Consider the following 23,734-nt stretch of genomic DNA (forward strand, 5'->3'; position numbering starts at 1 on the left):
GTGCTTTCCATCGGCCTGTCCTTGGGCGTGTCGTCCGGTTGCGGTCAGGCCGAGCATGACTCCGGGCCGACCACGGCGGCCGCGTCGGACGGACCTGTTGCGGGAGCACCGAACCCCGCGCCACCGGCTCCGAGCGCTGCGGACGGGGGAGCGACCAGCTCGGCGGACGCCGTCCCCGACGAGGTGCGTCTTCGTGCCCGCCCCGAGTCCCGTGCCGTCCAGGAGTGGGCTGCGGCGTACGCGAAGATCGTCAACGCGGGCGACGGGACGCAGTCGGCTGCCGCGAAGGTCATGACGCGTGACGGGCTGGACCGGATGAGGTTCTACACCCGGCAGGACTGGGGGCGGTACTTCCCGGGCCCGCTCCCGATCACGGTCACCAGGATCGGCAAGCCGTCGGGTGACGGCGTGACCTGGGTCCACGCCTGCGCCTGGATGCGCGGGTGGTCCCAGGCCTCCGCGACGGACCCGCAGCGCGAGGAGCGCGAGATCATGCCGGTCAAGCTCGGCCTGAAGAGGAAGGGCGACGCCTGGCTGGTCGACGGCATGAGCAACGGGAAGGACGGCTCCTGCGCGGGCGTGCGGGTCGAGGGACAGCCCGGAGGGCGGGCCGGATGATCAGGCCGGCCCGAGACCTCCGTTCTCTCAAGGCGGTCATCGCGCTCGCGATGGCCGTGGGCCTGCTGGTCGTCGCGCCCACTACCGAGGCGGTCGCGGCGGACCCGGACGGAGTCGTCACCGGCACCGTGACCGACGCCGGGACGGGCGCCCCTCTCAGCGACATCCGGGTGACCCTGGAGTGCGAGTACGTCGACGACGAGGGCACCCAGTACGAGTACTCGTACTGGGACTGGTGCTACGACGACTCGGACGAGCTCGTCGGCCAGACGACGACCGGCTCCGACGGCAGCTACTCGCTGACGGCCGCGCCGGGCAGCTACCGGGTGTGGTTCGACTCGGGCCGGCGCGACGCGGAGGGCAATGTCAGCAACGGGCCCTATGCCAGCGACGAGAGCGACACCTTCGTCGTCACGGCGGGGGGAACGACCGCCGGGATCGACGGGGTGCTGACCCGACGAGGCGCCATCTCGGGAACGGTCCGTGCGGCGGACGGCGCGCCCCTCGGCGGCGTCGAGATCTGTGCCTACCGCTCCTACGGCGAGGACTACTGGGAGTGCGACGAGTGGGCGTTCACGGGGCCCACCGGGGAGTACCACCTCTACGCCGGCGACGGTGAGTACCGGGTCGGCTTCTCGCACGCCATGTGGAAGAGCGTGTTCTACGACGGCGCCGACACGGTGCAGGAGGCGCAGACCCTCGCTCTCCCCGACGGCGGCAGCCTCACCGGGATCGACGCCACCCTCAGTGCCCGGGGCTCGATCCGCGGCCACGTGCAGGACTCGACCGGATCGCCCGTCGAAGGCGTCGCCGTGCGTGCCTATCGGGAGTATGTGGAGGAGTACGACGAGGAGACGTACTCCTACTGGGACGACTCCTTCAGCACCGTCACCGACGACGACGGGGACTACGTCGTCGGTGTCGATGCGGGGCAGTGGCGGGTCGGCTTCTCCGGCGACGACTGGAGGCCCGAGTACTACGACGACGCCGCCACGGTGGAGGACGGCCAGAGCCTGAGCGTCGCGGACGGTGTCGCGACCTCCGGGATCGACGCCGTCCTCGCGGAGCGGGGCGCGATCGAGGGAACCGTCACCGATGCCCAGGGCCAACCGGCCGAGGACATCTGGGTGGGCGCCTACGAGGAGTACGCCGACGAGGGCTACTCGGAGTGGGATGCCTCCTTCTCCACCTCCACCGACGGCGACGGTCACTATCGGCTCCCCGTCGACGACGGCACCTGGCGGGTGGGGTTCTCCGACTTCAGCGGCGGCTACGCCACGGAGTTCTTCGACGACGCGGCACTCGTGGAGCTGGGCACCGACGTCCCCGTCGCCGATGCGGCCACGGTCGTGGGCATCGATGCCGCGCTGGGGCCGGCGGCTCGGATCACCGGCACGGTCACCGACTACGCCGGGTCACCGGCGCGCTGGGCCGAGGTCGACGTCTACCAGCTGGGAACGGACGGCACGTGGCGTGCCCTCGACTCCTACGACTCCACCGACGCGACCGGCTCCTACTCGGTCGGCGGCCTCGCGCCGGGCACCTATCGCGTGCGGTTCTCCGACTACTCCACCTACCCGACGCAGATCCGTTGGTTCGAGGACGCCGCGACCCTGGAGAGCGCCACCGACATCGTGCTCGAGGCGGGGGAGACGTTCACGGCCGATGCGGCCTTCACGCTGGGTACCGGCATCGCGGGCACCGTCACGGGCCCCGACGGATCCCCGTTGAGCGGGGTGAGCGTCAACCTCTACGACCAGTACACCAGCGGGTCGTACTCCTACTGGTCCTTCACCACCTCGCGGACCACGGGCACCGACGGCAGCTACGCCTTCGCCGATCTCACCCCCGGCACCCCCTACCGGCTGCAGTACCAGCCGCAGGTCGGCAACGCCGTCTCCGAGTACTACGACGACGCGGCGAGCCTGGACACGGCCACCACGATCGTCCCGGTGCAGGACGAGGTCTGGACCGCCGACGCCGTGCTCGGCGCCGGCGGCTCGATCACCGGCACCGTCACCGGCGCGGACGGGCAGGCGCTCAGCGATGTCGACGTGACCGCCTACCGGCTGGACGCGAACGCGTCGTGGACCACCGAGCGGTGGGCGGTGAGCGACGACTCCGGCGGGTACACGGTGAGTGGACTGCGCGCGGGCACCTATCGTCTCCAGTTCCAGCCGGCCGGCGGCGACCACTACGCCAGCTACCTCGGCGGCACCACCGACTTCGAGCAGTCGACGAGCCTGACCGTGGTCGTCGGTGAGTCCACCACCGCCGACCAGCAGCTGGGGCGCGCCGGATCCATCTCCGGCACCGTCACCGACGACGACGGCGCGCCCCTGGACGAGGTGTACGTGTACGCGTATTCGGCCGCGTCCGGCACGTCGAGAGGCACCAGCACCGACGCCGAGGGCCGCTATACGGTCGACGGACTCGCCCCGGGCGACTACCTCCTCCAGTTCACGCCGCCCTACGGCACGGCGTACCTCGGGGAGTACTACGACAACGTCCGGTCCTACGGCGATGCCGCCCCGCTCACCGTGACCGCGGGGGCGTCGGTCACCGCCGATGCCGCGCTGGGGACAGGTGGGAGGATCGCCGGCACGGTCACCGACGGCGCGGGCGACCCGGCCACGAACGTCTGGGTCGCGGTCTACGACGAGAGCGGCACGCAGGTCGCGGACGCGTCGGTCGACGGCGACGGGACCTACTCGGTGAACGTGCTCCCCGGTACCTACCGCGTCCGCTTCTCAGGGGACGTCGGCGGTGCCTACCTGGACGAGTACCACGAGGCCGCCACGACGTTGGCCGCGGCGACCCCCGTCGAGGTCGCGGACGGCGCGGCGGTACAGGTCGACCACCAGTTCGGCCTCCCCGGCACGATCTCGGGCGTGGTGACCGGGGACGGTGGCCAGCCTTTGGCGGACGTGCGCGTACACGTGGGTTCGGGCTCCTCGGACGACTATCGCTCGCTCTTGGCGACGACCGGCGCCGACGGCGGCTACACCGTCCAGCTTCCTCCCGGCACCTACTGGCTGACCTTCGAGTCGACCGACGGGCGCTACGAGGACGGGACCGCCGACGAGGTGGCGGTGACCGCGGGCGACGACGTCACTGTCGACAGCACGCTGAGCCTGCAGTACGGCCGGATCACCGGCACGCTCACGGGTCTCGACGACGGGCCGGTCGCCGACGTCGGGGTGTACGCCTATCGCCAGACCGGTCCCGGCGACTGGTCGTACTCCACGTCGACCAGCACGGACAGCAGCGGGAGGTACCTCCTCGGCAAGCTGACGGCCGGCACCTACCGGGTCAGCTTCGAGACCAGCAACGAGGACTTCCACGCCGGGGAGTACTTCGACGACACCCAGGAGTGGAGCAGCGCCTCCCCGATCACCGTCGGCATCGGCGACTCGGCCACCGCCGACGCCGCTCTCGCCGCGACCGGCGGCGTCGTCGCCGGCACCATCACCCTGCCCGGCTCGCAGACCGCGACCTACACCTACGGGTACGCCTACCTGTATCGGGCCACGGGCGAGGGACAGTGGAGCCAGGCCTACGCGACGTCGTTCTACCGATCCACCGGCCAGAACACCGCGGCCTACCGCTTCCGGCATGTCGAGCCGGGCAGCTACCGGCTGCAGGTCGTCCCCGGCGACGGCCATCACGTCGCGCTCTACTATCCGGCGAGTGACGCCGTCGCCGACGCGGCCGACATCGCGGTCACCGTCGGCCACGTCACCACGGCGAACGTGACGGTGCCGGTCGGCGCGTCCGTCCACGGGTCGCTGACCGGCACCGACGGCGCACCCGCGGCGAACGTCTACGCCTCCGTCGACCGGATCGACCCCCAGACCGGGGCCGCCACATTCGCGGGCAGCGCCTACACCGACGCCCAGGGCTCCTACCGCATCGGCGGTCTCGTCGAAGGCACGTACGTCGTGCAGTTCGTCTCGTCGTCGACGTACGTCGGCGAGTACTTCGACGACGTCACGACGCAGGACGAGGCCCACCGCTTCGAGCTGGTCCTCGGCCAGTCGGTGATCGCGGACGCCGAGCTCGACCTCCAGCTCGCCAACACGTCGGCGCCGACGCTCACCGGCGAGCTGCGCGTCGGCGAGCTGCTGACCGCCGACCCGGGGACGTGGACCTATCCCGACGCGACGTTCAGCTACCAGTGGATCCGCGGATCCAGCCGGATCTCCGGGGCCACCTCCTCGACGTACGCGACCGTCGCCGCCGATCTGGGCCAGCAGGTCCGCGTCGAGGTCACCGCATCGAGGCCGCGACACAACGACAGCGTCGCCCAGTCCGCGGCGGTCGGACCGATCGACTACGGCGTCATCACCGGCCTGACCGCGCCGGCGACCTCGGGAACGGCGCGGGTGGGCGAGCAGCTCAGCGTCAGCGCCGGCACCTGGAAGCCGTCGAACCCCACGCGTGCCTACCAGTGGCTGCGCGACGGCGAGCCGATCGAGGGTGCCACCGCAAGCAGCTACCAGCTCGGCGCGGCCGACCTGGACGCGCGCATCTCGGTCCGCGTCGAGGCATCCCAGACCGCCTACCACCCGACCACCGTCACGACGGCGCAGACCGACCAGGTCGGGCTCGGCGTCATCGACAGCCTGGAGGGACCGAGCATCGAGGGCACGCCCCGCGCGGGCGAGACGCTCACCGCGAGCGGGGACCGCTGGCGGGCCGCCGGCTTCACCGAGCAGCAGACCCAGGTAGACGTGGCCTACCAGTGGCTGCGTGACGGGACGCCCATCGTCGGCGCGACGGAGTCGACCTACGCGCTGAGCGTCGACGACGCCACCCACCGGATCTCGGTGACGGCCACCGCGACGAAGGCCGCCTACGCGCCGGCCGAGGCGACGTCCGGGCAGACCGGGAAGGTCACCTACGGCGTGATCGCCAACACGGCCGCGGCCACGGTGGCCGGAACGCCGCAGGTCGGCCGGCAGCTGAGCGTCGAGCTGGGCGAATGGAACACCGCCGGGGTCGACTTCGGATACACCTGGCTGCGCGAGGATGGCGTCACGCTGGGCTCGGGTGCCAGCTACACGCCGGAACCCGACGACATCGACCACCGGATCTCGGTGCGGGTGCGGGGCACGAAGGCCGACTGGGAGCCGGGCGAGACGACGACCGCAGAGGTCGGACCGGTAGACATCGGGCAGTTCGCCAACCCCGTCGCCCCGGTCGTCTCGGGCACGCCGCGCGTGGGGGTGGAGCTCACGGTCTCCCCCGGAGACTGGGAGCCGAGCCCGACGAGCACCACCTATCAGTGGCTGCGCGACGGGAGCCCGATCCCCGGCGCGACGACCAGCCGACTCACCCCCGGTCCGGACGACGTCGATGCGTCGATCTCGGTCGAGGTGACCGTCTCGCGCACCGGCTACGCGTCCTCGACCGTCACGACCGTGCCGTCTGCGCCGGTGGCGTTGGGTGTGATCGTCAACGAGCAGCGCCCGGTCATCGAGGGCACCGCGCGGGTCGGGGAGACCCTGGCGACCGACGACGGCACCTGGGACGTCGACGACCTCGAGGTCGGCTACCAGTGGCAGCGTGACGGCGAGGCGATCGCCGATGCCACCGGCTCGACGTACCTCCTCGTCCCGGCGGACGCACAGGCCGCGATCTCCGTGGTGGTGACGGCCTCCAGGGCCGGCTACGCGCCCACCTCCCGCGCCTCCACGGCGACCGGTCCCGTCGCCTACGACGTCATCAACAACCTCAGCCCACCCGTCGTCAGCGGAACCGCGAAGGTGGGGGAGACCCTCGCGGCCACCGAGGGCGAATGGGACCAGGCGGAGGTCACGGTGACCTGGCAGTGGCTCCGTGACGGAGAGCCCATCGCCGGTTCCACCGGCCAGTCACGTGTCCTGAGCGCCGGCGACCTCGGGAAGCGGATCAGCGTGCGCGCCACGGCAGCCAAGCCGACCTACGACGCCGGCAGCGCCGATTCGGATGCGACGGACGTGGTCGTCGTGGGCGACCTCACCAACGAGACGCTCCCGTCCGTCTCGGGGGTCGTCCGGGTCGGCGAGACGGTGACCGCGATGCCCGGAGGCTGGGCTCCTGAGCCGACCGACTACCACTACCAGTGGCTGCGCGAGGGAGCGCAGATCGACGGGGCGACGTCGTCGACGTACACACCGACCGAGGGCGACCTCGACGCCCACCTCTCCGTGACGGTCACCGCCGACCGTGAGGGCTACGCACCGGCTCAGGCGACCTCGCCGGCCACCGCCGCGGTCGGTGCGGCCAACCACGCTCCCGTGCTGATGGTCGACATCTCACCCAGCGCCACCGGTGTCGCGCCGTTCGACCTCGGGCTGCTGTTCGGCGCGACCGACGAGGACGGCGACCCGCTGTCCTACAAGGTGGAGTTCGGCGACGGCTCTCCCGCCCTGACCGGCTCCGAGCCGCCCGTGACGCCGTTGGCCCACCGCTACGGCCAACCCGGCATCTACCAGCTGAAGGTGTCGGCCAGCGACGGCATCCGCACCGTTGCCAGGACGACCACGATCTCCGCCGTCCTCCCCGAGCCCGTGGCGGCCGACGCAGGCGACGACCTGGTCGTCGTCGAAGGCGAGGCGGTCGCCTTCGACGGATCCGGGTCGCGGCCCGTCGGCATGATCTCGTCGTACCAGTGGGACTTCGGCGACGGAACCACCGGAACCGGGCCGAGCCCCAGCCACACCTACGCCGAGCCGGGGCGGTACACGGTGACCCTGAGTGCCGGCGCCGCCGGCGAGACCAGCACCGACGAGGCGACCGTGACGGTCACCCCCGAGCCGCCGTTCGCGGGCATCCTCGCGACCGTCACGGACCCCGCCGGAACCGCACTGCCGGACGCCACGGTGCTCGTGATCCGGGGCGACGGATCGCGCATCACGGCGCGGACCGACGCCGCCGGCGAGGCCCGGCTCCGCGGTCTGGACGACGCCCAGTACACGGTGTTCGCCGTCGCGGACGGCTTCCGACCCGGTCAGGCGATCGCCGAGGTCGCGAACGGCAACGCAGCGGTCTCGATCACCCTGGAGGAGGGGCCGGTGGCCACCGCCGAGGTGGCCACCGAGCGGATGACCCCGGAGCAGATCGAGGCCGTGGGCATCGACCCCGACGACCCGGCCAACCAGAACGTCGTGGAGTTCGAGATCCACCTCCCCTTCACCTCGACCGGAGGCACTCCGCCACCGGTCACCGGCGTCGCCAACTCCTCCGGCTTCATCGGCTGCCCCTCCATCGACGGCGTCCCGGTCACCTGCGGCGGCGGCTGGGGTGGCGGCGGTGGCGGAGGTGCCTGCAGCTGCACCGGGTCCTTCTCCACCGGCGGCTACACCTACGAGTTCTGGGGCACCAGCGAGTACCTCGTCTGGCTGGTCATCCCGGGGCGTGCATCCTGGCTGAAGGAGTTCTTCGACGTCTCCCTCATGGTGACGAACCTCAGCGAGGGCGAGGACTTCGTGCTCACCGACGGCGTCGCGAGACTCGCGCTGCCGAGCGGTCTGACGCTCGCGCCGACGTCGTTCCCGCAGTCGCCGAAGGTCGACTTCCCCGACATTCCGGCGGGGGAGAGCCGCACGATCCACTGGTACCTGCGCGGTGACGTCGAGGGCGAGTACCCGATCGAGGCGTCGTACGCCGGGTTCCTCCAGCCCTTCGACATGCCGATCAACATCACGGCGCGCGCCGCGGACCCGATCAAGGTGTGGGGAGGCTCGGCCTTCAAGCTGAAGGTCCATGCCGACAAGTACGCGACCAAGGACCATCCGTACCACGTCAAGGTCGGCATCGAGAACGTCGCCGACGTCGCGATGTACAACGTCACGCTGGAGCTGCTCACCGGCGGCGCGCAGCTCAACTACATCTACCAGCCACGAGAGCAGCTCGCGCACACCCGGCCGGTGCTCGCGGCGGGCGAGACCCTGGAGTACGACTACATCCTGGTTCCCCAGATCACCGGAACCCTCGTGCTCGACCAGGCCTTCGTCGCCTACACGACCGGTCTCGAGTTCAGCGGCGCCGAGATCACCGAGAACGACACCGATCGCGTCCGGCCCGACATCGAGTCCGTCTCCTTGAACCACAAGGTCGGGCTGGTCTTCGAGGACGTGGCGGGCTCGTCGGACCGCCAGGTGTTCAGCACTCCCGACGAGGCCACCGAGTTCCCCGCGGAGCCGGACGCCGTGACCTGGGTGCGTGACACCGCCGACGGTCGCAAGCGCGGGTTCGTGTCGGACGTCGATCCCGCCGACGAGCAGTACTTCGCGCTCAGCCCCGTCATCGCCGGCAAGCCGGAGATGAGCCACCCCATGGTGCTCGCGCGCGCCAACTCGCTCTCCTCCTCCGTCCTGGCCGATGCCAGCTATGCGACGAAGAGCGGGAAGCCCCACACCTGCGGCGAGGTCGGGACCTTCACCGCCACCGTCAGCGCCTCGGACGACTTCGGGCTCGACTGGCTCGAGTACGAGGTCACCGACGCGAGCGGCACCCGGCCCGTCAAGCGGGTGTTGGTCCCGGAAGATGCCGACGACACCGCGTTCTCCGTGCCGGTCGAGGTGGTGCTGGCGACGGGCGGGACGGTCTCCATCAGGGTCCGCGCCCAGAACCTCGCCGGCGACCTGGGCGAGTGGACGACGCCGTACACGCTGGACGAGTCCTGCCCCGTGCATCGGGCCGTCGTCCTCGCCGCGGGTCTCACCTCGTCCCTCAACGACAGCTCCTCGGTGGTCACCGACTCCGACTGCGCCCGTGACGGCGACGAGCGCGACGCCTGGAACAAGACGTGGGCGGCCAACGCCTGCGACCAGGCCGGCAGCAAGGGGTACGGACCCGGCGCCGGTGTGAAGGGCAACGTCCTGGCGCAGCTGGAGCAGGCCGGCTACGACCCGGGCCAGTCCCGGGGCTCCTTCTTCCGCGACGTGCTGGAGTTCTCCTACACCGGCGCCATCAGCGACGGGCTGAACGGGCAATGCTGGTTCATTCCCCAGGACTACGCGGCGTGGAACACCGTCGTCGAGCTCGCCGAGGTGGGGACCCGCATGACCGAGGCCGCCAACGAGTTCTACGACGAGCTGGTCACGTACAGCAACTGCTGGCGGGAGAAGCGCGGAGAGATCCTCGACTTCTCCTTCATCGGTCACTCGGAGGGCGGCTACGAGTCCCTGGCCATGGCCAGGATCGCGGCAGGCAAGGCGATGAACGACGACCCCACGGACGACGTCCGCGTGTCCGGCGTCCTGACCGTCGACGGCGCCGTCCACGGGGCGACCATCCTCACCCAGCTCGCGCTCCAGGACTGCGCGCTGCCGCTCGTCGGGATCCCCCGGGAGGTCATCAAGGCCTCGATGGCGATCAACAGCGTCACCGTCCCCGCCGTGGCCGCGGTCGCGAGTCGTGGTCAGACACTGCAGCTCATGGCCGCCGAGCAGCTCGCGGCGGCAGCGGACATCGCCACCATCCGGGCCAACGGCACCTACGTCATGAACGTGACCAATGCGTACGACGGCTGCCTGAAGTCGCAGGCCACGATCAGCGGCGCCGCCAGCGACAGTCACATCTACGAGGTCTGGGGCGACGGCTGGAGCGGCACGAACGCCCACGGTGCCCTCAACAAGCATCGGGTGGATCCGGCCGGGCCGGATGCCGGATACCCGCTGGTCGAGGTGATCGGCGGCGTCTCCCCGGCACCGCTTCCGCGGATCCTCGACCAGGGGCCGGATCTCCTCGGGCCCGACGGACGCACGCCTGCCACGGCCCCGGCGAGTGCCGGACGCAAGGGCGCGAGCGCCCGCAGCAGGGTCGCCGCAGCCGCTGCCGCGGGTGGGGCGAGCATCCGGGTGCTGATCCGCGACGACGCCGGCCGAGAGCTGCCGCACACCCAGGCGGCGCTCGTCGACGGCCTCGGGAACGTCCGGAGCATCGCCGTGTCCGACGACACGGGGTGGCTGGACCTGGCCGCCGACCCCGGCCACTACTCGCTGGTCACCGCCGCGGACGGACACCTGGGCAAGGAGCAGCAGGTCACGCTCGTCGACGGAGTGAACGGCGACGTGACGGTGAGCCTCGCCGAGGGCGCCGTGATCACCTCCGTGCTCAAGGATGGCGCCGGTGCCGCGAAGGCGAACGCCATCGCCGCCCTCTACGACGGCGATACCCTCCTGGCCGCCACCATCACCGATGAGAACGGCCGCGCCGTGTTCGTCGTCCCGCCCGGCAGCTACGGGCTGCGCTACTTCGACGCCGAGGAGGACGACGAGCTGGGCCCGGGCGCACTCCCGGTGACGCCCGAGATCGGCAATCCGGACGCGGGCGAGATCACCTACCGGGTCGGCGCGCCGCTGCCGCCGACACTGACCTCGCCGGCGCCACCCGCGACGGCGACGGTCGGCACGGCCTACTCGTTCCAGGTCACGGCCACCGGCTCGCCGACGCTCTCGATCGTCGGCAGCCTGCCGCCCGGGCTCACGCTGTCGAGTGCGGGGACGCTGGGCGGGACTCCCACGACCGACGGGGTCTTCGAGTTCGCGATCCGTGCGACGAACGCCGGTGGCGTCGTCGACTCGCCCACCTACACCATCACCGTGTCGGCGTCGCCGGACACGGGCACTCCCGCGCCGACGATCACCTCGGGACCCCCGCCGGCCGCGGCACAGGTCGGCACGCCGTACTCGTTCCAGCTGACGGGGACCGGTGACCCGACATACTCCGTCCAGGGGAGCCTGCCGCCAGGACTGGCGCTGGCCGCCGACGGCCTGCTCAGCGGCACCCCGACCGTCGCCGGGACCTTCGCCTTCACCGTCCGTGCGGCCAACGCCGGCGGGTCCGTCGACTCGCCCGGCTACACGATCCTCGTCTCCGCGCCGACGGCGGACCCCGGTCCGCTGGCGTTCCCGACCGTGACGAAGCCGCGGCTCAAGGGCAAGGCGAAGATCGGGACGAAGGTGCGGGTGCGCCATCCGCTGGGGCTTCCGGCCGGGTGGACGGCCAGCTACGTCTGGCTGCGCAACGGGAAGGTCATCAAGCGCGCCAAGAAGCCGACGTACAAGGTCTCCCGCGCCGACCGGGGCAAGCGCCTGTCGGTGCGGATCACCTACAGCGCGCCGTCCTACACGCCGTGGACGGTCAAGACCGCGAAGTCGAAGAAGGTCAGATAGCGGCGCGTCCGAGGGCGCGCACGCGCTCGAGCTCGCCCAACATCCGATCCGTGGTGGACGGTGGCCGGACGGCGATCCGCACCCAGCCACCGTCCAGGCCGGGGAAGGTGTCGGCCCGTCGTACGGCGATCCCGCGCTCGCGCAGCGCCGCATGCACGCCCTCGCCGACCTGCGCGAGCACGAAGGACGCGGCGGAGGCGAGGTGGCGGATGCCGAGGTCGGCCAGGCCCTTCTCGAGGTGGTCGCGCCACTCGCGGATCCGCTCGGCCCTGCTCGTGGCCTCCTGGGCGGCCTCCGGGGTCGTGCAGGCGATCACCGCGGCGGCGGCGGTCGTGCCGACCGACCAGGGCGTCTGTGCTCGCGCGAGACCCGCGATCACCCGCGGCTCGCCGACGGCATAGCCGGCGCGGATGCCGGGGATGCCCCAGTGCTTGGTGAGGGAGCGGAGCACGACCAGCCCCTCGAGGGGTACGCCGGCCAGGGAGTCCGGCTCGCCGGGCACGCAGTCCATGAACGCCTCGTCCACCACGACCAGGCGTCCCGGGCGCCGCAGCGCCCCCAGCGTCGCGGCGCCATGCAGGACGCCCGTCGGGTTGGTCGGATTGCCCACGACGACCAGGTCGGCGTCCTCCGGAACCAGTGCCGGGTCGAGGGCGAACGGCTCGCGCAGCACCACCGGCGTCACCGCATGGCCCGCCTGCTCCAGAGCCGCATGCGGCTCGGTGAACTGCGGATGCACCACCACCGGCCGCCGCCAGTCCCGCAGCCGCGCCACCAGCGTGAACGCCTCCGCCGCCCCCGCGGTGACCAGTACGTCGTCCTCCGCGCGCCCGTGGTGCGCGGCCACGGCGGCCCGTGCGGCGCTCGGGTCGGGATAGGCGCCGACCTCGTCCAACGACGCGCGCAGGGCGTCGTCGAGCCAGGGCGGTCGCGCGCCGTCGTACACATTGACGGCGAGGTCCAGCATCCCGCGCGCCTCGACGTCGCCGTGGTGGCGCAGCGGGTCAGCCACGATGCACCGCCTCCGCGAACCGCTGCGCCAGCTGGGGATGACCGGCCCAGTGCGTGTGGAGGTACGACGCGTGCAGGGTCGGCGACGCGAAGCCGACGTCGTCGCCGTCGATCGTCCAGGCGGGGGTGCCGGTCGTCGCCGGAGTGATGGTCGTGCGGTGGAACTCGTGCCCGCTCACCTGCTCGCCGGCGCGGGTCAGCAGGGTGTCGGCGGGCGCGGTGGCGACGGGGTAGCGGAGCGTGAGCCGCTCGGTCATCGTGGCGTCGGCGTCGAGCACATCGGCCATGGGGGCGCCGTCGAGGCTGCGGCACAGGTAGAGCAGGCCCGCGCACTCGGCGACCGTCGGCAGCCCGTCGCGGACCGCGGTGCGGATCTCGGCGAGCAGCGGCGTGTTGGCGGCCAGGTCGGCGGCGTGGACCTCGGGGAAGCCGCCGCCGAGGTACAGGCCCGCGGTGCCGTCGGGGAGCGCGGGATCGCTCGCCGGGTCGAAGGGGACGACGTCGCAGCCGTGGGCGGCGAGGAGCTCGGCGGTCTCGGCGTACCGGAAGGTGAAGGCTCGGCCTGCTGCGACCGCCACTTTGCGCCGGGTCGACGCGATCGCGGTGTCAGTTCGCGCCGGGTCGGCGGTCCAGGGCGTCGCGGCGAGTGGGGGCGCGCTGCGGGCGAGGGCGAGGACGGCGTCGAGGTCGACGTGCTCGGTGACCACGTCGGCCAGCCGGGCGACGACCTCCTCGGACTCGCCGCGCTCGGCGGCGGTGACCAGGCCGAGGTGGCGCGACGGGGTGGCGATCGAGGGGTCGCGGGGGATCGCGCCCAGCACGGGCAGGGAGATCGAGGAGCGGACCTCGTCGGCGTGCCGGGGAGAGCCGGCCTGGTTGAGGATCACGCCGGCGACCTCGACCGACGGGTCCCAGGTCGCCATGCCGTGGACCACCGCGCCGACCGAGCGCGAGGAGCGGGAGATGTCGACGACGAGCACGACGGGGGTGCGGGTCAGCGCGGCGACATGAGCGGTGGAGGAGAAGCCGGCGCCGCCGATCCGGCCGTCGTACAGACCCATCACGCCCTCGACCACGGCGACGCCGGCGCCACGGGCACCGTGCAGCAGCAGGGGCGCGACGAGGTCCTCGCCGACGAGGTGCGGGTCGAGGTTGCGGCCGGGACGGCCGCAGGCGAGCGCGTGGTAGCCGGGGTCGATGTAGTCGGGGCCGACCTTGTGCCCGCTCACGACGTGCCCGGCCGCGGCCAGCGCGGCCATCAGGCCGGTCGCGACGGTCGTCTTGCCCTGCCCGGTCGCGGGGGCGGCGACGACGATCCGCGGCAGGGTCACCACTCGATGCCCTTCTGGCCCTTCTGGCCGGCATCCATCGGGTGCTTGACCTTGGTCATCTCGGTGACCAGGTCGGCGAGCTCGACGAGCTGGGGGTCTGCGCGCCGGCCGGTGATCACGACGTGCTGGTGGCCGGGGCGGCTCGCGAGCGTCTCGACCACGTCGTCGATGTCCACCCAGCCCCAGTTGACGGGATAGGTGAACTCGTCGAGCAGGTACAGGTCGTGCTGCTCGGCCGCGATCCGCCGCTTGATCTCCGCCCAGCCCTCGGCGGCGTCGGCGGCGTGGTCCTCCTCGGACCCGGCCTTGCGCGACCAGGACCAGCCGGAGCCCATCTTGTGCCACTCGATCCGGCCCTTGCCGGCGAGGTCGCCGGGCAGGTGCTCGAACGCGGTCTGCTCGCCCAGGCGCCACTTCGCCGACTTCACGAACTGGAACACCCCGATGTCCCAGCCCTGGTTCCAGCCGCGCAGCGCGAGCCCGAAGGCCGCGGTCGACTTCCCCTTGCCGTCGCCGGTGTGCACCATCACCAGCGGGCGGTTGCGGCGCTGGCGGGTGGTCAGCCCGTCGTTCGGTACGACGAGCGGCTGGCCCTCAGGCATCGTTGCTCTCCCTTGCTTGCCAGGTGTCCTCGTGGATGGCGTCGGCGAGCGGGCGGCGGGATCGCCAGCCGTGCCGCTCCAGGTCGGGCACGGACTCCAGGTGGCTGACCGTGCCGAGACAGAGCCAGGCGATCGGCCGCACGTCCTCGGGGATGCCCAGCAGGTCGCGCAGGAAGGGCTCGCGGTAGAAGGACACCCAGCCCAGGCCGAGTCCCTCCGCGGTCGCGGCCAGCCAGAGGTTCTGGATCGCGAGGACCGTGGAGTAGAGGCCGGCGTCGGCGATCGCGTGCCGTCCGAGCACGTGCGGGCCGCCGCGCGCCTGGCTGTGGGTGACGACCACACCGAGCGAGGACTCGCAGATGCCCTCGACCTTGATCCGGTCGAAGGTGGCCCGGCGCTCGGGCGGCAGGCTCGCCGCGAAGGTGTCGCGCTCGTGTGCGACGTGGTCGCGGAAGGCGCGCCGGGTGGCGGGATCGCGGACGACCACGAAGTCCCAGGGCTGGCTCATCCCGACGCTCGGCGCCCGGTGCGCGGCCTCCAGCACGCGGTGCAGCACGTCGCTGGGCACGGGGGAGCCGGTGAACTCGGCGCGGACGTCGCGCCGGAGGTCGATGACGTCGTACAGGCCGGCCGTCATGCCGCCCGCCGGGTGACGTCGACGAGTGCCTCGGCGCTGACCTCGCCGATCGGGAGGTGCTCGGCGCCGAGATGCTCGGCCAGGGTGGCGGCCAGGCCCATCCGCATCGGGCCCGACTCGCAGTCGACGACGACACTGGCGATGCCGGCCTCCGCCAGCAGGCCCGCGGCCATCCGGGACCGGACGACCGCGTCGGCGCCGGAGGTCGCGCGGCCGTCGGTGACGACCACGAGCAGCGCACGGCGCTGGGGGTCGCGGGTGCGCTCGACGGCGAGCAGGTGCGCGGCCTCGAGGAGTCCCTCGGCGAGCGGGGTGCGCCCGCCGGACGGCAGGTCCGCCAGACGCTGGGCGGCGGCGTCGACGGAGTGGGTCGGTGGCAGCGCCACCTCGGCGGCGGCGCCGCGGAAGGTGACCAGGCCGACCTTGTCGCGGCGCTGGTAGGCGTCGAGCAGCAGGCTCAGCACCGCCGTCTTCACCTGCGCCATCCGTCGCCGCGCGGCCATCGACCCCGAGGCATCGACGCAGAAGAGCACCAGGTTCGACTCCCGGCCCTCCCGTACGGCGACCCGGAGGTCGGCCGGCGCCAGCAGCAGCCGGCCCTCGGTCCGGCCGCGGGCGACCTGGTGGGGCACCGCCGCCCGGATGGTCTCGGTCAGGTGGATCGCGCCGCCCGCGCCGGTCGGGGTCGTCGCGCCGATCCGGCGGCCGTTGCTGGTGCGGGCCCGGCTACGCCGTCCCGCGGTGCCGGCGCCGACGCCGCGGACGGTCAGCAGCCGGGTGCGGTACGCCGACCCGGTCGGCGCGACACTGCTCGGCGCGCTGCCCGTGCCGTCGCCCCCGGTGGGCGGGGCGCGGTCAGGAGCGTGGACGTCGACCGGATCGCCGTCGCCGCCGTCGCCGGCAGCGCCGTCACCGTCGTCGGCAGCGCCGTCACCGTCGGGTGCGGGGCCCTGCGGTTCGGGCTCGGGCCCGTCGTCGGGCCCGTCGTCGGGCCCGACGTCGGGCCCGTCGGGCTCGGGCTCCGGCGGCAGGTCGTCGTCGCCGAGCACCTGGTCGAGCAGGTCCTCGTCCAGCCCGGGCGCGTCGAAGGGCTTGCGCCGGCGGCGGTGGGGCAGGGCGAGCCGGGCGGCGACCCGGATGTCGTCGAGGGTGACCTGGGAGCGGCCGGACCAGGCGGCGTGGGCGACGGCGGTACGGGCGGTGACGATGTCGGCGCGCAGGCCGTCGACGTCGAAGGCCGCGCAGACCTCGGCGATCTTGAGCAGCCCGGCGTCGGTGAGCCGGACCTCGCCGACCAGCGCGCGGGCGGCGGCGATCCGGCCGCGCAGGGCGGTCTCCGCGGCGTCGTAGCGGGCAGCGAAGGCGGCGGGGTCGGCGTCGTAGGCCATCCGGCGGCGGACCACCTCGGCCCGTAGTGCCGGGTCGCGCGGCGCGGCGACCTCGACGGTGAGGCCGAACCGGTCGAGCAGCTGGGGGCGCAGCTCGCCCTCCTCGGGGTTCATCGTGCCGACGAGCACGAAGCGGGCCTCGTGGGTCATCGAGACGCCGTCGCGCTCGACGGTCGCGCGGCCCATCGCCGCGGCGTCGAGGAGCAGGTCGACGAGGTGGTCGTGGAGCAGGTTGACCTCGTCGACGTACAAGATCCCGCGGTGCGCCTTGGCGAGCAGGCCGGGCTCGTACTCGGCCCTGCCCTCCGCGAGCGCGCTCTCCAGGTTGATCGAGCCGGTGACCCGGTCCTCGGTGGCGCCGATCGGCAGCTCCACCAGCGGGACCGGCCGGTCCTCGACGGGCGGGAGCACGGCGGCCAGGGCGCGCACGATCGTCGACTTGGCGGTGCCCTTCTCGCCGCGCACCAGCACGCCGCCGACCTCGGGTGCGATCGTGGTGAGGATCAGGGCCAGGGCCATCGGGTCCGGTCCGTCGGGGCCGTCGGCCCCGACCACGGCGCTGAACGGGAAGTGTCGGATGGTGGGGGAGCTCATCTCAGGCGCTCCTTCCGAGCGAGGCGTTCGGGTGAGTAGAGGTACGACTCGGCGTCCGACGCCGACGCCAGCGCCGGGCCGACCAGGATCACGGCGGCCTGCCGCAGTCCGGCGTCCTCGACGAGGCCGGCGATGGTGCCGACGGTGCCGCGCAGCACCAGCTCCTCGGGCTGGGACGCGCGCGAGACCACGGCGACCGGACAGTCCTCGCCGTAGTGCGGCGCCAGCTCGGCCATCAGCGCGGCGGTGCGGGTGATCGCGAGGTGCAGCACCAGGGTGGCGCCGGTCGCGGCGTACGCCGACAGCGACTCGCTCTCCGGCATCGCGGTCGAGCGGGCCTGGGTCCGGGTCAGCACCACCGACTGCGCGACCAGCGGCACGGTCAGCTCGCGGCCGACGATCGCGGCCGCGGCGGCGTACGCCGGCACGCCGGGGGTCACGTCCCACGGCACGCCGGCCGCGTCGAGGCGCCGGGTCTGCTCGTGCAGGGCGGAGTAGAGCGAGGGGTCGCCCGAGGTCAGCCGGACGACGTCGCGCCCGGCGACGTGCGCCTCGACCATCACGGCGGTGATCCGGTCCAGGTCGAGGTCCTGGGTGTCGACCCGGTCCGCGTCCTCGCGGCAGTGGGAGAGGACCTCGGCATCGATGTAGGTGCCGGGGTAGAGCACCACGTCGGCCTTGCTGAGCAGGGTCGCCGCGCGCAGGGTGATCAGGTCGGCCGCGCCCGGGCCGGCGCCGACGAAGTGCGCGGTCACTGGGGGCTCTCCTTGGTCCAGGCCCACTGCACGACGGCGCGGGCCGGCGTCCAGCCGGTGAACCGCCCGCCCAACGGGGTGACGTGCTCGACGGCGAGCCGGGTCAGCTCGCCGCCGTACGCATGGAAGGCGTCGACCAGCAGCCGCTCGGTCTCCAACGTGACCCCGTGCGCGACCAGCCGGCCGCCGGGAGCGAGTCGGTCGCGGCAGAGGTCGAGCAGCCCGTCGGCCGTCGCGCCGCCGCCGACGAAGACGGCGTCGGGGGTGGGCAGGTCGGCGAGGGCGCCGGGGGCGCGGCCGGTGACGACCTGGAGGCGGGGTACGCCGAGCCGGCCGGCGTTGCGGCCGATCCGCGCCGCTCGCTCCGCGTTGCCCTCGACGGCGGTGGCGGTGGTGAGCGGGTGCGCGCGCAGCCACTCGATCGCCACCGACCCGGCGCCGGCGCCGACGTCCCAGAGGTGGTCACCGGGGCGCGGGGCGAGCCGGGCGAGGGCGCTGGCGCGGACGTCGCGCTTGGTCAGCTGGCCGTCGTGCTCGAAGGCGTCGTCGGGCAGGCCGGTCGTCCAGGACGCGAGTCCGGGGCCGGCGACCGAGATCGCAAGGACGTGCAGACGGGGGACCGGACCGTCGCCCGGGTAGGGGGTGCGGCTCTCGTCGCCGCTGCCCAGGTCGCCGAGCACCTCGATCGTGCTGGCGCCGAAGCCCGCATCGGCCAGCAGGGCGGCGACCGCGGCGGGCGTGGTCTGGTCGGAGGACAGCACGAGCAGCCGGCGGCCGGGCGCGAGCTCGCGGCGCAGCGCGTCGACGTCACGGCCGACGAGCGTGACGACGGCGGACTCCTCGGCGGACCAGCCCATCCGGGCGCGGGCGAGGGAGACCGAGGAGACGGCCGGGACGACCTCGACGGCGTCGGCGCCGAGCAGCCGGACCAGCGTCGTACCGATGCCGGAGACGAGGGGATCGCCCGACGCCAGGGCGACGATGCTGCGGCCCTCGTGCTCCTTCAGCACGCCGGGCAGCGCGCTGAGCGGGCGCGGCCACGTGCGGCGTACCTGTCCGGGGACGGCGGGCACCAGGTCGAGGTGGCGCTCGCCGCCGAGCAGCACCTCGGCGTTGTCCACCAGGGTCCGGGATGCGGGCGGGAGGTGGCCGTCAGCGCCGATGCCGACGACGGTGATCAGTCGACCCATCACTCCACCCACCGCGGCGTCCAGACCGTGCCGTCGGGCTCCACGCGGGTGGCGGAGGCGCCGATGATGAGCAGGCATTTCATGTCGATGCGGTCGGTGTCGAGCTTCTCGAGTGTCGTGACGGTGAGCGACTCCTCGGCGCGGCCGACGTCGCGACCGACGACGACCACGGTGTCGGGGGAGCGGTGCTCCAGCAGGATCTTCTGCATCTCCACGACCTGGTCGCGGCGCGAGCGCGAGGCGGGGTTGTAGATCCCGAGCACCAGGTCGGCCTCGGCGATCGCCCGCAGCCGGCGCTCGACGACCGGCCACGGCTTGAGTCGGTCGGAGAGGCTGACCACCGCGAAGTCGGCGCCGATCGGCGCGCCCGCGCGGGCCGCGACCGCCTGGACCGCGCTCACCCCGGGGAGGACCCGGACCGGCACCGTCGCGTGCTCCGGGTGGGCCGGGTCGGCGGCCGCCTCGAAGACCGCGGCGGCCATGCCGAAGACGCCCGCGTCGCCGCCGGACACCACCGCCACCCGCTCGCCGCCCAGCGCCAGGTCGAGTGCGAACCGGGCCCGGTCGACCTCGACGGTGTTGCCGGAGGCGTGGCGCTGGAGGCCGGGGCGCTGCGGCACCCGGTTGACGTACGGCGCGTAGCCGACCACGTGGTCGACCTCGGCCAGCGCCGCGCCGGCCTCGGGGGTGAGCCAGTCGTCGGGGCCGGGACCGAGTCCGACGACCAGCAGCTCCGCGGGCGCCGGACGTCGAGGAGCCTGCGCAGCAGGCGTCTCGAGACGCTGCCCGGTGGTCTCGTGACGGCCGCGGGCGGCCGCCTCGACCTCCGAGCGGCGCGCGGCGTCGCCGGGCACCACGATCAACGAGAAGTAGGGCACCGAGTCGGCGTCCACCTCGGCCACCGGCAGCCAGCGCTCCTCGGGCTGGGAGGCGCGCTCGACGTACAGCGCACCGTCGAGCCGTCCGGCCGCCGCGAGCGCAGCGCGGACGGCGGGGAAGGTGCGCCCGAGCTTCATGATCACCGCGCCGTCGGTGTCGGCGAGGCGGCGGGCCAGCTCGGCCTCGGGGAGGGTGCCGGGGAGCACGGTGAGGACGTCGGTCTGCCGGACCAGGGGCGCCGGGACGGTGGCGGTGGCGGCGGCGAAGGCCGGGATGCCGGGCACCACCTCGACGGGGAACCGGTCGCGGAGCCGGTCGACGAGGTACATCGACGAGCCGTAGAACAGCGGGTCGCCCTCGGCGAGCAGGACGACGTCGCGGCCGGCGTCGAGATGGGCGGCGAGCCGGGCCTCGCACTCGTCGTAGAAGGCGGCCAGCGCGCCGACGTACCCGCCCGGGTGGTCGGTCGTCCCGGTGGTGACGGGGTAGCGCAGCTCCTCCTCGATCGCGTCGGCGGGGATGAGATCGGCGGCGATCCGGCGGGCGTGCGACTCCTTGCGCACCCCGGCGTGGAAGGCGACGACCGGGGCCGCGCCGATGAGGCGCTCGGCCTTGCGGGTGATCAGCTCGGGGTCGCCGGGGCCGATGCCGACGACGTGGAAGCGCCCGGTCACTCCTCCTCCTGGGCCAGCGCGTTGACCGCCGAGGACGCCATGGCCGAGCCGCCGCGGCGGCCCCGGACGGTGACGAACGGGATGTCGATGCCGTGGTCCACGGGGAACGACGCGAGCGCGTCCTTGGACTCGGCCGCGCCGATGAACCCGACGGGGCAGCCGACGATCGCGGCCGGACGGGGGCCACCGGCGAGGACCATCTCCAGCAGGTGGAAGAGCGCGGTGGGTGCGTTGCCGATCGCGACGACGGCGCCGTCGAGGAGCGGCTCCCACAGCGATACGGCGGCCGCGGTGCGGGTCGTCGACCACGCCCGCGCCAGCGCGGGGACCCGCTCGTCGGTGAGGAAGCAGTGCACCGGGTTGTCGGCGGGCAGCCGGCCGGCGGTGATGCCCATGGCGACCATCCGGGCGTCGCACAGGATCGGCGCGCCGGCGTTCAGCGCGGCCCGGGCGGCGGGCACCAGCCGCGGATGGACGACCAGATCTCGCACCAGGTCGGTCTGCCCGCTGCCGTGGATCATCCGGACCGCGACCCTCTCCGCCTCGGCGGGGACCCCGGACAGGTCCGACTCGCGGCGGATGGTCGCGAACGAGTCGACGTAGATCGCCGGCCCGTCGGCGATGTAGTCGTAGCGGCGCGGCGGAGCGGTGGGGTCGGTCATTCAGCTTCCTCGGGGACGAGTACGCCGTGCCACGGCGTGACGATCACGGTCGGTGCGGCCCAGGCCGCGATGGTCGGGGCGTCCAGCCCGTCGTCGGGTACGGCGACATGCCGACCGCCCGCGACCGGGCCGAACGGGAGCGGGCCGGTCGCGACGGTGGCGCCGGTGGCGGCGGGCGCGGGCGCGGTGAGCGGGACGGACAGCTCGGGGACGTGCCACGGCGCGTCGGGTCCGGTGCCGCGGGCGGCCAGGAACGCCCGGGCCAGCGTGACCAGGGCGGCGGGCGCGTCGGCCAGAGCCCCGATCTCGCCCCAGCACACGCCGACCCGCAGCTGCGCGGTGCCGGCGTCCAGCGCGACCAGGCCGAGGTCGAGGTGCTTGTCGGCGAGGTCGCCGCGGCCGTCGTCGAGGGTGAACAGGAAGCGGCCCGGCAGCCCGGCCAGCGCGGCGTCGGCGAGCAGCAGCGCGTCGAGCGCGGCGAGCACCGGGCGCAGGTCGGCGCGGCCGCCGGCCAGCCCGGTCTGCGGCGAGACCAGCACGTTGCGGACCCGGTCGTGGGAGCGGGACGGCAGCAGGCCGGTCCGCTCGAGGGCGGCCAGCGCGGGGCCGGCCAGCAGGCCGGACGAGGTCAGGGGCATGGCGCGGACCTGGAGGTTGGCGCGGCCGGTGACCCGGACCCGGCCGTCGCCGTACTCCTCGGCGACGGCGGCCAACGCCCTCAGCGCCGAGACCGGCACCCGGCCGCCGGGCACCCGGATCCGCACCAGGCCGCCGTCGTCGGCCGGCCACGGGTGGACCACGCCGGGGCACCGGTCGGGGCGGCTGCGGGCCATGTGCGCCAAGTGACGGAGTCCTTCGAGGCCGGGGCTCCTCGCGATCGCCCCACATCGACCTCGCGACGGTCGGGCCGCAAGGGCCAGCAGGTCTTCGGACTCGGGATCATCCGGTTCGGAGCGTCTTCCCAGACCCCGGGAGGTCCAGTGACATCGTGCTCCGGCCGTCACCCACACCGCTGCGCGTCAGTCCCGGACTCGCACCGGGTTCCCTTCGCTGGCACCGGCACCATAGCAACCGCCCGCCGCGGCCCTCTCGGTAGCCTGACCGCCATGCCCTCGCTCAAGGACGTCGTCGACCTGGTCCACGGCTGGTACCCGCCCGCGACGGCCGACAGCTGGGACGCCGTCGGGCTCGTGTACGGCGACCCCGAGCAGCCCGTGAAGAAGGTGCTGCTGGCGGTCGACCCCACTCCCGAGGTCGCGGCGGAGGCCGCGGACTGGAAGGCCGACCTGCTGCTGGTCCACCACCCGCTCTTCCTCAAGGGCGTCCACGGCGTCGCGGCGACCACCCCGAAGGGCCGCACCCTGCACACGCTGGCGAAGGCCGACTGCGCGCTGCTGACCGCCCACACCAACGCCGACCAGGCCGTCGGGGGCGTGTCCGAGGCGTTCGCGGTCGCCCTCGGCCTCAAGGACCTCGCGCCGATCATCCCCGCGTCGGGCGAGCCCTGCGACAAGCTCACGGTCTTCGTCCCGGCCGACGCGGCCGCACCGGTGCGGGCCGCCGTCGCCGAGGCCGGAGCGGGCCAGATCGGCGACTACGACTTCGCCTCCTTCACCAGCGCACCCGGCGAGGGCCGGTTCCGCCCGCTCGACGGCGCGACGCCGATGATCGGGACCGTCGGTGAGCTGGAGACGGTGGAGGAGGTGCGGATCGAGGTCGTCCTGCCGCGCGCCCGCCGGGCGGCCGTGGTCCGCGCGATGCTGGCGGCCCATCCCTACGAGGAGCCGGCGTACGACGTCGTGGAGCTCGCCGATCCCCAGCTCGCCGGCGTGGGCACCGGGCGGGTCGGCAGCGTCGAGCCGACCACCCTGGCCGGCTTCGCCGAGGCGGTGGCCGCGGCGCTGCCGCCGACCCAGCACGGCGTCCGGGTCGCCGGGGACCCGGAGCGCCCGGTGAGGCGGGTCGCGGTGTGCGGGGGCGCCGGCGACTTCCTGCTCGACCGGCTCGCCGGGTCGGGCGCCGACGTCTATGTGACCAGCGACCTGCGCCACCACCCGGCGGCGGAGTTCCTCGAGAAGGGTGGCCCGGCGCTGGTCGACGTGGCCCACTGGGCGGCCGAGTGGACCTGGCTCCCGGTGGTCGACCAGCTGCTTCGCGAGGCGCTCGGCGACGCGGTGGAGACCCGGGTGAGCGCGATCTGCACCGATCCTTGGACAATGCGCCTGTGA

Annotated in this window: 13 protein-coding genes and 1 riboswitch; of the genes, 3 read left to right on the plus strand and 10 right to left on the minus strand. The window is 73.4% G+C overall.

What is annotated here, in order from left to right:
- Both ACUP6Y_RS09115 and ACUP6Y_RS09120 read left to right on the plus strand, forming a co-directional pair.
- Positions 1 to 618 (plus strand): hypothetical protein, encoded by a 618-nt coding sequence (locus ACUP6Y_RS09115; protein ID WP_462555514.1) that lies wholly within the window; start codon positions 1 to 3, stop codon positions 616 to 618.
- Positions 615 to 11,783, plus strand: coding sequence for a carboxypeptidase regulatory-like domain-containing protein (locus ACUP6Y_RS09120; protein WP_462555515.1), 11,169 nt, complete (start codon positions 615 to 617; stop codon positions 11,781 to 11,783). Before ACUP6Y_RS09115 ends, ACUP6Y_RS09120 begins: the two co-directional genes overlap by 4 nt.
- On the opposite strand, the gene cobC is transcribed toward ACUP6Y_RS09120, so the two are convergent.
- Genes cobC through ACUP6Y_RS09170 form a run of 10 tightly spaced genes read right to left on the minus strand, consistent with a single transcriptional unit; the run spans position 11,776 to position 22,339 of the window.
- Positions 11,776 to 12,795, minus strand: coding sequence for an Rv2231c family pyridoxal phosphate-dependent protein CobC (gene cobC / locus ACUP6Y_RS09125; protein ID WP_462555516.1), 1,020 nt, complete (start codon positions 12,793 to 12,795; stop codon positions 11,776 to 11,778). The two genes, ACUP6Y_RS09120 and cobC, sit on opposite strands and share 8 nt — an antisense overlap.
- Positions 12,788 to 14,125, minus strand: coding sequence for a cobyrinate a,c-diamide synthase (locus tag ACUP6Y_RS09130; protein ID WP_462555517.1), 1,338 nt, complete (start codon positions 14,123 to 14,125; stop codon positions 12,788 to 12,790). The genes cobC and ACUP6Y_RS09130 overlap by 8 nt, the downstream gene beginning before the upstream one ends.
- Positions 14,122 to 14,727: a cob(I)yrinic acid a,c-diamide adenosyltransferase gene (gene cobO / locus ACUP6Y_RS09135; protein WP_462555518.1), complete on the minus strand. Its 606-nt coding sequence runs from the start codon at positions 14,725 to 14,727 to the stop codon at positions 14,122 to 14,124. Before cobO ends, ACUP6Y_RS09130 begins: the two co-directional genes overlap by 4 nt.
- The gene (bluB, locus tag ACUP6Y_RS09140) at positions 14,720 to 15,364 is read right to left on the minus strand and encodes a 5,6-dimethylbenzimidazole synthase (RefSeq protein WP_462555519.1); all 645 of its coding nucleotides are present in this window, start codon (positions 15,362 to 15,364) and stop codon (positions 14,720 to 14,722) included. Before bluB ends, cobO begins: the two co-directional genes overlap by 8 nt.
- Positions 15,361 to 17,346, minus strand: coding sequence for a VWA domain-containing protein (locus ACUP6Y_RS09145; protein ID WP_462555520.1), 1,986 nt, complete (start codon positions 17,344 to 17,346; stop codon positions 15,361 to 15,363). Before ACUP6Y_RS09145 ends, bluB begins: the two co-directional genes overlap by 4 nt.
- The gene (gene cobM / locus ACUP6Y_RS09150; protein ID WP_462555521.1) at positions 17,343 to 18,101 is read right to left on the minus strand and encodes a precorrin-4 C(11)-methyltransferase; all 759 of its coding nucleotides are present in this window, start codon (positions 18,099 to 18,101) and stop codon (positions 17,343 to 17,345) included. The genes ACUP6Y_RS09145 and cobM overlap by 4 nt, the downstream gene beginning before the upstream one ends.
- Positions 18,098 to 19,291 (minus strand): precorrin-6y C5,15-methyltransferase (decarboxylating) subunit CbiE, encoded by a 1,194-nt coding sequence (gene cbiE / locus ACUP6Y_RS09155; RefSeq protein ID WP_462555522.1) that lies wholly within the window; start codon positions 19,289 to 19,291, stop codon positions 18,098 to 18,100. Before cbiE ends, cobM begins: the two co-directional genes overlap by 4 nt.
- Positions 19,291 to 20,844, minus strand: coding sequence for a precorrin-3B C(17)-methyltransferase (cobJ, locus tag ACUP6Y_RS09160; RefSeq protein ID WP_462555523.1), 1,554 nt, complete (start codon positions 20,842 to 20,844; stop codon positions 19,291 to 19,293). The genes cbiE and cobJ overlap by 1 nt, the downstream gene beginning before the upstream one ends.
- The gene (locus tag ACUP6Y_RS09165) at positions 20,841 to 21,506 is read right to left on the minus strand and encodes a precorrin-8X methylmutase (RefSeq protein ID WP_462555524.1); all 666 of its coding nucleotides are present in this window, start codon (positions 21,504 to 21,506) and stop codon (positions 20,841 to 20,843) included. Before ACUP6Y_RS09165 ends, cobJ begins: the two co-directional genes overlap by 4 nt.
- The gene (locus ACUP6Y_RS09170; protein WP_462555525.1) at positions 21,503 to 22,339 is read right to left on the minus strand and encodes a nitrite reductase; all 837 of its coding nucleotides are present in this window, start codon (positions 22,337 to 22,339) and stop codon (positions 21,503 to 21,505) included. Before ACUP6Y_RS09170 ends, ACUP6Y_RS09165 begins: the two co-directional genes overlap by 4 nt.
- Positions 22,340 to 22,407: 68 nt before the next feature.
- Positions 22,408 to 22,576: riboswitch (cobalamin riboswitch) on the minus strand.
- Positions 22,577 to 22,612: 36 nt separating this feature from the next.
- Between ACUP6Y_RS09170 and ACUP6Y_RS09175 the strand changes: the two genes are divergently transcribed.
- Entirely contained in the window at positions 22,613 to 23,734 is a 1,122-nt protein-coding gene (locus ACUP6Y_RS09175) for a Nif3-like dinuclear metal center hexameric protein (protein WP_462555526.1), read from the plus strand.

It is taken from the genome of Nocardioides sp. S5-5 (assembly GCF_054954065.1).